At 56.5% G+C, this 13,046-nt stretch carries 7 protein-coding genes; 1 reads left to right on the top strand and 6 read right to left on the bottom strand.

All coding sequences use genetic code 11. The annotated features are described in order from the left end of the window. Positions 1 to 101: 101 nt before the first annotated feature. From ispG to JT31_RS17430, 6 genes are all read right to left on the bottom strand, one after another. Entirely contained in the window at positions 102 to 1,223 is a 1,122-nt protein-coding gene (ispG, locus tag JT31_RS17455; RefSeq protein ID WP_038480003.1) for a flavodoxin-dependent (E)-4-hydroxy-3-methylbut-2-enyl-diphosphate synthase, read from the bottom strand. A gap of 38 nt (positions 1,224 to 1,261) precedes the next feature. Beyond that, positions 1,262 to 2,251 (bottom strand): cytoskeleton protein RodZ, encoded by a 990-nt coding sequence (rodZ, locus tag JT31_RS17450; RefSeq protein WP_038480000.1) that lies wholly within the window; start codon positions 2,249 to 2,251, stop codon positions 1,262 to 1,264. 423 nt (positions 2,252 to 2,674) lie between these two features. Then, positions 2,675 to 3,838, bottom strand: coding sequence for a bifunctional tRNA (adenosine(37)-C2)-methyltransferase TrmG/ribosomal RNA large subunit methyltransferase RlmN (locus tag JT31_RS17445; RefSeq protein ID WP_038479997.1), 1,164 nt, complete (start codon positions 3,836 to 3,838; stop codon positions 2,675 to 2,677). A 178-nt stretch (positions 3,839 to 4,016) separates the two neighbouring features. Then, positions 4,017 to 4,448: a nucleoside-diphosphate kinase gene (gene ndk, locus JT31_RS17440; RefSeq protein WP_038479994.1), complete on the bottom strand. Its 432-nt coding sequence runs from the start codon at positions 4,446 to 4,448 to the stop codon at positions 4,017 to 4,019. Between the two features lie 168 nt (positions 4,449 to 4,616). Beyond that, positions 4,617 to 6,944 carry a peptidoglycan glycosyltransferase PbpC gene (gene pbpC, locus JT31_RS17435; RefSeq protein ID WP_038479991.1) on the bottom strand — a complete coding sequence of 776 codons (2,328 nt, stop codon included), beginning with the start codon at positions 6,942 to 6,944 and terminating at the stop codon, positions 4,617 to 4,619. A gap of 11 nt (positions 6,945 to 6,955) precedes the next feature. Further along, a complete protein-coding gene (locus JT31_RS17430) occupies positions 6,956 to 11,923 on the bottom strand; it encodes an alpha-2-macroglobulin family protein (protein WP_038479988.1) in 4,968 nt (1,655 codons plus the stop codon). Between the two features lie 239 nt (positions 11,924 to 12,162). Here JT31_RS17430 and sseA point away from each other — a divergent pair, with 239 nt between their 5' ends. Continuing rightward, a complete protein-coding gene (gene sseA / locus JT31_RS17425) occupies positions 12,163 to 13,008 on the top strand; it encodes a 3-mercaptopyruvate sulfurtransferase (RefSeq protein ID WP_038479985.1) in 846 nt (281 codons plus the stop codon). The last annotated feature ends 38 nt before the right edge of the window (positions 13,009 to 13,046 follow it).

The raw sequence follows: 13,046 nt of genomic DNA, 5'->3' as shown, positions 1-13,046 counted from the left end.
TTATATACAAAAAATGAACCCGAAATCAGGCCATTCACTCAGGTAAACGGCCGTGCGGGTTCAATCATACACGGGAAGCCCTGTGCTTCCCATGCTTCGCATTATTTTTCCAGCTGTTGGATATCAATACGCTGCTTTTCATCCAGCATGCTGGCCTTGGCACGAATACGCGCTTCAAGCTGCGCAATCATGTCATCGTTGTCCATACGATCTCGCTGGCGGACGCCATCTTCGTAGAAACCACTTTTCTTATTCCCGCCGGTCACACCAAGCGTGGAGACCAGCGCTTCGCCCGGCCCGTTAACCACGCAGCCGATGATGGAAACGTCCATCGGGGTGATAATGTCTTCCAGACGCTGTTCGAGCGCGTTAACCGTCCCGATAACGTCAAACTCCTGACGAGAACAGGTTGGGCAGGCAATAAAGTTGATCCCACGGGAACGAATACGCAGCGACTTAAGGATGTCGAAGCCGACTTTGATCTCTTCAATCGGATCCGCCGCCAGAGAGATACGCAGCGTGTCGCCGATCCCTTCAGAAAGCAGCAGGCCCAGGCCGATCGCTGACTTTACTGCACCAGCACGCGCCCCACCCGCTTCGGTGATCCCGAGGTGTAGCGGCTGATCGATCTGTTTAGCCAACAGGCGATAAGACTCAACTGCCAGGAAGACATCAGAGGCTTTTACGCTGACTTTGAATTGATCAAAGTTGAGACGATCGAGATGATCTACATGGCGCATAGCGGATTCGAGCAGCGCCTGAGGCGTTGGCTCACCGTATTTTTCCTGCAGATCTTTTTCCAGGGAACCGGCATTAACGCCGATGCGGATAGGAATATTTTTATCGCGCGCGCAGTCAACCACGGTGCGAATACGCTCTTCGTTGCCGATGTTGCCGGGGTTAATACGCAGGCAGTCGACGCCGTATTCTGCAACTTTGAGCGCAATGCGGTAATCGAAGTGAATATCGGCCACCAGCGGAACGTTGACCTGCTGCTTAATCAGCTTAAAAGCCTCGGCAGCATCCATCGTTGGCACGGATACGCGAACGATATCGGCGCCTACGCGTTCTAATGCTTTGATTTGATTAACCGTGGCTTCCACATCGGTGGTACGCGTATTGGTCATCGACTGAACGGCGATAGGGGCACCATCGCCGATTGGCACATTACCGACGTAGATCCGCCTGGATTTGCGACGTTGGATGGGTGCGGCATTATGCATGGTAAATCTCCACAATTACGCGTCTGGACTGGCGCTGATTATTCAGCACCGACGGTCAGACGTGCAACCTGGTTAGTTCTGATAAAACGACTCAGGTCCACAGGTTTGCCCTGGTATTGAACCTGTACTGCCGACGGCGCACCAATTTTCAGTTTATAAGGCGCTTTGCCCGCTAAATTCAGCTTCGCATCTTTGCGCTGCAGGCCGCTAAACAGCTTTTTACCGCTAGCGTCTGTGACTTCCAGCCAGCAGTCAGCGGTGAAGTTCAGCGCCAGACCTTGAGCGGCATCCGCCGCCTGATTCACACCAGCCTGATCGGTTGGCAGCTGCCCGGCAGTCACTGCTGGCGTAGTCTGTGCGTTATCAATTGGTGCCTGGCCTGGCGCAACCACGGCCGGCTGCTGAGTGGCATCCGCAGCGGCAGTTTGCTGAGATGGCGCCGGAGCCACGCTATTTACCGCAGGCGCTGGCTGTTCAACGGCCGCTGCGGAAGACGAGGTCGCCGCCGCATCGGTAGAGGTATCACTGCCGGTATTCAGCGGCACAGACTGGCCGCTGCTGGTAGAAAGTTCAGTGGTTGACTGGTCGGCCATCGTAGACAGCTCTTCCTGCTGCGCCTTGTGGTTTTGCCACCACCATGCGCCCGTCAGGCCAATGACAACGAACAGAATCAGCCAGGTAAAACTCATCAGCCAGCCGTCGCGCTTTTTACGGCGCTTACCGAGTGAGAAGCTTTGCATAGGCTCAACTTTGGCCGCCTTAATCGGGGCCTGTTTCGCCATCATCGGCAACAGCTCTTCTTCAGGAATACGAACCAGTCGCGCATAAGAGCGGATATAGCCACGCAGGAACGTCGACGCCAGCTCGGCAGGCGCCTTGTCGTCTTCTATATCCCTGACGGTGGAAACTTTCAGGCACAGGCGTTCAGCCACAGCCTGCTGGCTGAGACCCATCTGTTCACGCGCGTTACGTAAACGCTCACCTGTTGTTTGTGCTGCATTTGATTCGTTAGTGGCTTCAGTATTCATTAGCTACAACTGCTGGTACTGTTCAAATTAAAGAATTTGGCACGAGTCCTGTACCGCAACGTCTCCGCTACGTCAGATTGACTCGCACCGCGAAACAAATCTGATACCTGAAGGCAAACCCTCAGCAAAAATACCCGGTGTCAGCAGCGTAATTCACGCTGAGCTGGCGTTTTCCAGGGCTACCGGACCTGCCGGTAAGTTAACCATAGCCACCCTTCGGCAAACTGTCCGTTAACTTTACGAAATGGGAACAACTAAACTGTTGTTGTGCGGCTACATACTGCCTTAAAGCCGCCCGAAACGCACCGTAATTATTATGCTGAATGATGTATTAGGCCACGTTATTGACGGCCCATACACTTTTGCCCGTTTTTTATACCGCGCAGAGCACCCTCGCCCAGCGCGGTAAATAGCCATCTATTATCAGACGGCCTTCACGGCAATAGGTTCACCCTGCATGCGTTTACGCATAGTACGCTTGGTACGGTCGATAACTTCACCGGCCAGCTGGCCACATGCTGCATCGATATCGTCGCCGCGGGTCTTACGAACAATGGTAGTAAAACCATAGCTCATCAGTACTTTAGAGAAGCGATCGATACGGCTGTTAGAACTGCGGCCATAAGGTGCGCCCGGGAACGGGTTCCATGGAATCAGGTTGATTTTGCATGGCGTATCTTTCAGGCATTCGGCCAGCTGATGCGCGTGATCTGTACCATCGTTAACGTGATCCAGCAGCACATACTCCACCGTCACGCGGCCCTGGTTGGCGTTGGATTTCTCCAGGTAACGACGAACGGCCGCCAGGAAGGTTTCGATGTTGTATTTTTTGTTGATCGGCATGATTTCGTCACGAATATCATCTGTCGGCGCGTGCAGGGAGATAGCCAGCGCGACGTCAATCATATCCCCGAGCTTGTCCAGCGCTGGCACAACGCCAGAGGTGGAAAGCGTTACACGGCGTTTGGACAGGCCAAAGCCGAAGTCGTCCAGCATGATTTCCATGGCCGGAACCACGTTGTTCAGGTTCAGCAGCGGCTCGCCCATGCCCATCATTACCACGTTGGTGATAGGACGCACGCCGGTTTTCTTCTGCGCACCGATAATCTTCGCCGCACGCCAGACCTGACCAATAATTTCTGACACGCGCAGGTTACGGTTAAAGCCCTGCTGCGCGGTGGAACAGAATTTACACTCCAGCGCACAACCTACCTGTGAAGAGACGCACAGCGTAGCGCGGTCTTCTTCCGGGATGTATACCGTTTCAACCAGCTGATCGGCTATTTTGATTGCCCATTTGATGGTGCCATCGGCAGAACGTTGCTCTTCTGCAACTTCCGGGGCACGAATCTCGGCAATCTCTTTTAGCTTGTTGCGCAGCACTTTGTTGATGTCCGTCATTTCGTCGAAGTCATCACTGCAATAGTGATACATCCACTTCATGACCTGGTCGGCGCGGAACGGCTTTTCACCCAGCTCGGCGAAAAACTCGCGCAGCTGCTGGCGGTTAAGATCGAGCAGGTTAATTTTTTCGGCTTTATTGGAAACAACAACAGGTGTCGCTTCAGGCGTGTTCATTTCAGACATAATGTTTTCCGGCCTCGTTGTTACACGTTATGGCCCCTGGAGGGTTAGAAAAAGAAACGCCCCGGTGAGCTGGCTCTTCCGGGGGCGTTGCATTGTACAAATTCTAGGGCATAGATGCCACGACTGAAAGCGAACAACGGAGATATTAAGTGTAAATTCGCTTACAGATTTGGAAATATCAACGGGTGCGTGGGCACACTTCGCCTTCGGCGAAGAAGTAAGCGATTTCACGGGCTGCGGATTCTACGGAGTCAGAACCGTGGGTGCCGTTTTCGGTGAAGCTGTCAGCGTAGTCTGCACGCAGAGTACCTGCCAGCGCGTTAGCCGGGTTAGTTGCGCCCATCAGGTCGCGGTGACGCTGTACTGCGTTTTCGCTTTCCAGAACGGAAACCACGATTGGGCCGGAGGTCATGAACTCAACCAGACCGTCGAAGAACGGCTTACCGTCGTGCTCAGCGTAGAAACCACGAGCCTGCTCAACGGTCAGATGCAGCATTTTTGCGCCAACGATTTTAAACCCTGCAGATTCAAAACGAGCATAAATGTTACCAATAACGTTTTTTGCCACCGCGTTTGGTTTGATGATGGAAAAAGTACGTTCAATAGCCATGATTACCTCTGTAGATGTTCTGTGTGTCCGGGAAACCCGGTTATGAAATTGGCGCAGATTATAAAGAGCAAGTTTGTCGTTGCCTATGGATGGAGATAACATTTTTTTAAAATAAGATTAGTTTTGGCAACACAATCGATGCAGCAGGCGGTATTTCATCTTTTGCCGTTACTGTAGAATGAAATTCGCACTGGCTACCTGCCCGGATTCATCCATCACAAGCACCTGATATTCTCCTGGTTTATTAAGCATTAACGCCAGCCCATCGCCCTGACTCTCTTCGCTTTGTCCGTTAATAAACCACCAGCGCTGGCCTTGCCCCCCCTGGCTGGAAAGCCGTAGAGGAAGCTGCATTTGCCCCGGTAAACGTTTCAATATCGTGCCGTTTCGTACCCCCAGCAGTAATAATGGCGTTACGCTCTCTTTCTGCAGCGGAGGGCAGATTTCAGAAGGCGGCGGAAGACGCTCCGCCCTGCGTTCAGCCTGTGGCAGCCACGGCTCAAGAGGCAGCGGCCAGAGTGCGACAGTCTGCTGACGAGCCCCCGGGCAATCGGGTGCCACTCGCTTACCCTGCGCATCAACCCAAATAAGCTGACGCGTGCCCTGCGCGCCTTCCTGCCCCGGAGCCAGCAGCGTGGGCGGCTGAGCATCATCCAGAAGCCAGGTCGTCAGGCGTCGGCGGCAATTACTATCCCCCGCAGGCAATGCCTGCCCGCCGGGCCAGCAGATCTCTGCGGCACTGACCGAGGCCGGGCGAGGATCCGTCGGCAAATGAAGCTGCTGCACGCGTGAATTAGCCTGCAGCAGATTGTTTACCTGATTAAGCAGCGGTACGGCACTCCCTAAGCCAAACTGCCCCGCCACCGGCGTGCTATCAGGCCTGCCGGTCCAGATGCCAATCAGGTAACGCGAATTGATGCCGATGGCCCAGGCATCACGATAGCCGTAGCTGGTCCCGGTTTTCCACCCCAGAGGGACGACGGGAGGTAAAGAAGCATCAGGCTGAGGCTGGGCTTCTCCGGCAAGAATTCGGCGGATAATCCAGGCCGAACCCGACGACATCAACGGACGCTCCCGCAGCGCATCATTCGCCAATACCCGCAGCTGAGCGGCTTTGCCATGACGGGCAAACGCGCTGTAGGCCGCAACTATCTGGTCCAGCCTCGCACCACCGCCGCCAAGTATAAGCGAGAGGTTGGGCTCGCTTCCCTGAGGGAAGCGAAGGTTGAGCCCCACATTACCCATCTGCCCGGCAAAACGCTTCGGCCCGTAGGCCTCGAGCACCTGAACAGCGGGCAGGTTCAGCGAGCGCACCAGAGCATCGCTCATGCTCACCGGCCCGTGAAAACCCGTATCAAAGTTTCCCGGACGATAGTCACCGAACCGACGCGGCACGTCCTGCAATAAAGAAGCCGGATGAATTAATCCTTCGTCCATTGCCATGCCATAAACAAAAGGCTTCAGCACGGAGCCCGGCGATCGAACGGCGGTGACCATATCGACATGCCCGAATCGGCTGTCATCGTTGATATCCGCCGAGCCAACCCACGCGCGAACCTGCATCGTGGTGTGGTCAACCACCAGCATGGCCAGTGAAGATCGAGGCGGTAAACGTGATTTCCAGCCCAGGGCCAGCTCTTCCAGCTGACGCTGCAAAGAAGCATTCAGCGTGGTAGAGATCAGCGTATCTTTAGTGCGCGATGCCAGATACCGGGACAGCAGCGGGGCGAGCTGCGGCATCTGGCGGGGTACCAGCCAGACAGGCTCCTGCAAAGACTCTGTAACCTGTTTCTGTGACCACACGCCCTGTTCCGCCATGCGACGGAGTACCTTATCCCGTGCTAGCTGCGCGCGTTCAGGCCAGCGGTCAGGCCGCAGGCGGCTTGGTGCCTGCGGAAGTACCGCCAGCAGCGCAGCTTCTGAATAACTTAGCTTTTCAGGGGCTTTCCCGAGATAGGCCCAGCTTGCCGCGCCGACGCCCTGTAACGTGCCGCCGAAGGGAGCACGGTTGAGGTAGAGGGTCAGGATCTGCTTTTTGGAAAGATGCCATTCGAGCTGGAACGCGCGCCAGACCTGGCGAACTTTACCGCCGAAAGTACGAGGATGAGGATCCAGCAGACGCGCAACCTGCATCGTCAACGTGCTGCCCCCGGAGATCACTTCTCCATGACGCAGATCCTGCCAGGCCGCTCTCAAAATCGAGAAAGGATTTACGCCGGGATGATCCCAAAACCAGCGATCCTCATAGCCAATAAGCGCTTCAAGGTAACGAGGAGAAACCTGATTCAGCTCCACCGGATAACGCCAGATCCCTTCCGCATCCGCAAATCGCCATAGAGGAGTACCGTTTTCAGCGACCACTACGCGAGCCGGGTTGACCTCATGTAAAGGCAGAGGCCAGAGCTTATCCGCCAGCCAGATAAAAGAGGCAACCAGCAGCGGCACTATCAACCAGAGATAGCGCCGCCGCCAGCGTAGCCTTGATCCGTTAAGCACCGACGCTCTGCTTACGGCACAACGGTCAACGTGCCGGTACTGTTACCGGTTGCCCGCCACTGCGGGACGTACATTGATTCCACCTGCGGGACAGGCACGGTGTAGCTTCCCGGCGTAACGGCTCGAGCCAGATAGATAAGGGTTGCATGCTGGCCCTCGTTCAGCGGCAGCGCGGCCACAAAGCGGTCATCCCTGAACTCCATATGCTGTATGTCCTGCTGCTGCATTTGGTTCAACAACGTCTGTACTCCGCTCGCGCTGTCGCTCAGGCTGGCGCTGCTGTTCGCCAGATTCTGGTTTTCCAGCTCCAACCCGGCAGGCAGTAAATCCACCACTAGCGCATCCGGCACGTTTTTGTCAGCCCAAACGTCCAGCCACACCATCACCAACTCCCCGCTTTTCAACGATGAAAGTGACCGTGTATTGCCTTTCGCATCAAGGAAGTGACGTTCAATATGCAGCACGTTGCTGTAGGCAGCCGGCGCCTGCTGCGGATACCCCGCGCTGTCCAGGCGTAAATAGAGGCTGGACATCCCGGTGTTGGTCAGGTGCAGGCCAGAAAGCTGCTGTGCGGTCAGATTACGCGTTACCGCCTGGCTGGAAGCCAGCGGCCCCGCGCCCAACGATGTCTGCGCCTGCCAGTCACCTTTCACGTTTTGCAGACCGTGGCCGGCAATGAACAATGCGTTCGTTTCCTGAGTGGATAACCAGCGCTGGCTCCAGGCCATATCGGACAGCTCAAGCAGCAGCTGATTCTGGCTATCCGGCAACAGCTTGTTCTCTTCCAGCAGGCTCAGCATCATTGCTTTATCCCGCAGCTCGCTGCCGTAATCCGCCATCCATACCTGTTTATCGCTGCGCTGAGTTTTCAGCCCCAGAGCAATCGCCTGCTGGCTACGCGGCTCATCGCCCATAAGCTTCAGGGCAATACCCAGCTGCACCAGCGGCAGTCCGGCACGAGCCTGTTCGTGACGCTGCCACAGTTCACGCAATGCCCCAAGCGGCGCTTTTTGTTGACGAGCCAGCACCAGCCCGGCATAGGCCTGAACCGCGAAGCGGCTGGCCGGAGCATCGTCGGTATAGCGCAAGGCGATCATGCCCGGATCCTGAAGATAGCGCAGCAGGCGCTGATTAGCCTTGCCGAGCGCGTCGCCATTAACGCTGTAGCCCTGCTCGCTGGCCCGAACCAGGAAATCTGTAACATAGGCCGTCAGCCAGTATTCTTCCGGCCCTGATTTATCCCACAGCCCGAAGCCGCCATTGTCGCTTTGCATTTCCTGCAGGCGGGCAATGCCCACATCAATGGCAGCGCGACGCTGAGAATCGGTTATCCCTTTGATACCCAATGCGTTAAGTTCAGCTTCGTTAGTGTACAGCGACGGGAACAGGCCGCTGGTCGTCTGCTCCAGGCAGCCGTACGGATAGGCTTTTAGCTCGCGAATGTAGCGCGCCAGGTTCAGAGGCGGGCGCCCGCTCAGCAGCAGTTGACCTTCCAGCGTCGAAGCAGCAATCCCTGACAGATGCGCAGGTGGAAGCGTCCAGACTTCGCCCGGTTTAACCACCGCGCCACTGTTCACCGTCTGCGCAGGGAACGCAGGACGAACGCCGATTTTCCACTGTTTATCCGGGGTCGCCAGCGTCTCGCCCGGCAGTGAAAGTCCGTTAATCACGGCTTTGATTTCACCGTCACCAAAACCTTCCAGCGCGCGAACAGGGATGAACAGCGTGCCGCGAGCACCAGGGGCCAGCTTCACGTCCATCGTCGACGCTCCGTTTAGCGCTAACAGGCCCTGAGCGCTGAGCGCCACGCTAAGCTGCTGGGGTCTGTCCGTCAGGTTAGTGAGATCCAGCGCCAGGCGGCTGGTATCTCCACCGGCCATAAATCTCGGCGCGGCCAGCTCGCTCACCAGCGGCGCGGCAACCGTAACTTTTTCTTCGCTATTACCAAAGCGATCGTCGGTCCAGGCCTGCGCCATGACCCGCAGTTCACCGTTGAAATCACCAATTGGCAGCGTCACCGTTCCTTCACCGTTTTCATCTAATGCTACGGGCTGAGCCTGTTGCGCGATGATAGTCACGTGGTTTACCGGCTTTTTACCACCACGGCTTAGCTCATCACCTTCATCTCCGTCACCGCCAAAGCGCAGCGCAGCCAGCCGCCCCTCGCCTTCAATCACCTGGCCGTAAATGTCGTAAATGTCAGCGCCATAGCGCTTGCGTCCAAAGAAGGCATCCCACGGATCCGGCGTTTTGTAATCGGTGATGTTAAGCACGCCGCTGTCCACGGCGGACAGCAGCACGTTGATCTGCTTCGGCACTTCGCCATTTTTCACGCTGGCCTTCACCTTAACCGTCAGGTTCTGGTTGGGGCGCATTTTGGCTGGATTTTGCAACGTAAGATCGAGGCGGCGACTCTCGTCTCCTAGCGGCAGGTGAAGGATCCCGACAGCGCGCTTAGGCGTGGCGGAACGAGCCTTGTCTCCGGGGCGAATAACCACGGTACTCAGGTAAAGATCGTGACGCTGCCAGCTTTTATCCACCGGGATAGCGAGATCCATGCCGCTTGCCGGAACGTCTATTTCTTTCCACCACAGCGGCCCATCGCTGGACTCCACCAGCGCATACCCTTTACCCGCTGCAGGTGCGGCGATATGTAGATTGATGGTATCGCCCGCTTTATAGGAAGGCTTGTCTATTTTTAGCGTCACCCGGTCCGGGCGTACCGCCCCGGTTCCGTCGCTGTTATCCTGCCAGCTATAGCCTGCCCAAAAACGCAGGCTGCTGACGAGATTACTTTGTGGGTCACGGACTTCCAGGCGGTAGGAGCCCCACTCTACGGGGAAGGCCACCTTGCCCGTTTCCCCTGCGGTAAGGGTTAGCTTCTGCTCCGCTTCCACCAGATCTTTTTGGTCATACTGAGACTGCCAGCCTTCGCTTTCTTCCCAGCTCCAGTAGTAATCCCTACGCTCGCGAATCAGGCGCACGTCCAGGTCACTTACCGCTAGCTTCTCTCCCTGTGCATCTGCATAGACAATGTCAAAGCCTACGCTGCTGTCTTCATCAACGATCGGCTGCGTGCGGGTAGTGTCGGTCCGGTAGTCATAGACCTCTTTACTGGCAAACTGAGGGCGGATCCCCGGCAATGCCTGAGCGGGCCAGATGGCCTGCTCTACGCGGCGTGTCACCGGGCGACCGCCGGACTCCAGCAGGCTGGCCTGCAAAATCAGGCGGAGTGGAGAATGCACGTCTCCCCACTGGCTTTCCGCGCTGACGGTCGTATGCCCCTTTTCATCGAGCGTTAGCTCAACGGCATCCAGGCTACGGGCAAGGTTTTGCTCATTAATATCGCCAAACTGGAACCCCGGAAGCCCGGCAACGGCCTCACGTAAAGGACGCAGGAAGAGCTGCCCCTGAAGGTTGTTACCCGCGGCTGGCGCCCCATAGAGATAGCGCCCGGCAACGTCAAAGTTGACGGTATCTTCAGGGGATATCGGCGCACTCTGCGCCGTGAGATTCAGCGCCATACGCTCCGGCATAAAGTCTTCAACTTTAAATGCCCAGCTGCGAGGCTGGTTATCCCCGGTGTTGACCCGCATTTGCCAGTTCCCGGTTGCCGCGCTGTCGCTCAGAGGCCAGGTAAATTGATAAAGCCCGTTGGCCGACTGCCAGACTTCGGTGCGGGCAACCTGACCATCTGGTTTCACCACCTCAAGCTTCACCGGCTGCGGCGGCAGCGGTTTGCCGTCTCCGTCCCTGAGCAGGGCATTAACGATGACCGACTCTCCCGGGCGATAGAGATCTCTTGGGCCAAACATAAAGAACTGTTTGCTGTAGCCCTGTTCACCGGCGATATCAAACTCGGCCAGGTCCAGCGCCGGGCGGCTGAGATCCAGCAGCGTGGTTTGCTCGCCATTGCGCGCCAGCAGTAACGTGCCTTTATTCAGCTTCTCAAGCGTGGCGTGCCCGTCACCGTCGCTTTTACCTTGCCCAACCGTCTGCCCTTTTTCGTTCAGCAGCACAATTTCAACGCCCGACTGCGCGGCACCGTTTTCCAGACTCTGGGTAAAGACGTCCAGCCTGTCGTGATAGCGATGCACCGAAATGCCCACATCGCTCAGCGTGAAGAGCGTCGCGGCATTGCTGTAGGCGTAATGACCCGCCTGATTCATGATCGCCAGATAAACGCCGGGCTGCTGCAGGGGCTTGATATCGCCCAGCGGCAACATCAGCTTCTCGCGGGTGTTGCGTGCAGGGTTGAGGTCAAAACGACCGGTGTAAACCAGATCGGCCAGTTTCAGAAGATTGTCGGACTCCCAGTTAGAGACCGAGTTGCGATACTGCCATTGGCTGACAAACGCGCTGAGCGAGCTGTCCTTAATGCGGTAGAAGTTGACGTCAATTTTATCGACGTTGAGCGCCATAACAGGCAAACCCGCAATCACTTTGGTCGGCAGTAACGAGCCTTTGCTGGCAAAGCCTACGCTCGGCTGCACGTCACGCGTGGCGATCTGTTTTTCGAAGCTGGCCTCCAGCGTCGCTTTATTCAGTGCAAGCAGGCCACTTTCTACGGTCACGATCAGCGTGCGTTTTGGCTCAAGGTGGCGCAGGCGTAGCTCTTTCAGGTCGCGGGAAAGCTCCCAGGCACCGTCCACTTTGCCGCTGGTTTTATCCACCAGATGGGCGACTTTATTGAAGTCCTGATTGGGATCGAGCGGAATGGAAAACGTCAGCACTAACGTGCTGGCACCGTCCAGCTGAACTTCGGAGGCATCAAGCAGTTTCAGCGGCTTCCCTGCGGACTGCTGCGCCAGTTTTTCTAGCTGGGCGGTATCCGGTTTAGTTTCAGCTTTGCTGCTTTGTTCCGCCGCAGCAGAGGCGGTGGGCTGAACGGTTTGCTGATTGTTTTTATCGTCACAGCCCGAAAGCGCCAGCAGGCCGCAAACCAGCGCGGCAAGGCTCGTCAAACGTAGTGCATTCATTCTTTCATCCCTGGCCAATAAGGGCCGCTAAACATTACGTAGAGCAAGTATTATGCGGATTAGCCAGAAAAGCGAAAGTAGGAATCCTCTGCCTTGCGAGATGTCTCGCAGGCAACGGTAAATTAGCGACTGCATTCAATAAGTTTTACGAAGTATCTCGCGATGTCAGGCAAGGCTGCTTGCCGGGTTCTGGAAAAACACCGACAATCCGATTTTCTTTGATGAACCGGAGGCTCACTATGTCCACCTCTTTCTTCGTCGCGAGCGACTGGCTCGCAGAACACATTAACGATGACGATATCCAGATTTTAGATGCCCGTATGGCACCGCCAGGGCAGGAGCACCGCGACCTGCCGGGCGAATACCGGGCCGGGCATCTGCCACGTGCGGTCTATTTTGACATCGAGGCGCTCTCCGATCACACCAGCCCCCTTCCCCACATGATGCCGCGTGCCGAAGCATTTGCCGTTGCTATGCGCGAGCTGGGCGTCAGCAGCGATAAGCACCTGGTAGTCTACGACGAAGGTAATCTGTTCTCCGCGCCTCGTGCCTGGTGGATGCTGCGCACCTTCGGCGTCGAAAGAGTGTCGATTCTGGCCGGTGGGCTGGCGGAATGGCAACGTGAAGCGTTGCCGCTGGAACAAGGGGACGTGGAGCTGCAGGAAGGTGAGTTCGAGGTTAACTTCGATCCGCTGGTGATCAAACGCCTTACCGACGTGCTGCTGGTCAGCCACGAAGGCACCGCTCAGATTGTGGATGCTCGCCCGGCACCACGCTTTAATGCGCTGGCAGATGAGCCGCGCCCAGGCCTGAAACGCGGCCATATCCCAGGCGCACTTAACGTGCCGTGGGTGGACCTTGTGGAAAACGGCCAGTTGAAGACATCGGACAAACTGAGCGAAATCTTCGAGCGCCAGGGCGTAAGCTTCGAGCGGCCAATCATTGCCAGCTGCGGCTCCGGCGTCACGGCTGCCGTCGTGGTACTGGCACTGACGACGCTGGGCGTGAACGGCGTGTCGCTTTACGATGGTTCGTGGAGTGAATGGGGCGCTCGCCCTGACCTGCCGGTTGAGCCTGCGCAGTAAAACAAAAAGGGAGGCATAAGCGCCTCCCTTCAAATTGA

The sequence above is a fragment of the Cedecea neteri genome (genome assembly GCF_000757825.1).
Taxonomy (GTDB): domain Bacteria; phylum Pseudomonadota; class Gammaproteobacteria; order Enterobacterales; family Enterobacteriaceae; genus Cedecea; species Cedecea selenatireducens.
Note: the sequence above shows the minus strand (reverse complement) of the source record. Positions and strands in the feature narration are given on the sequence as shown.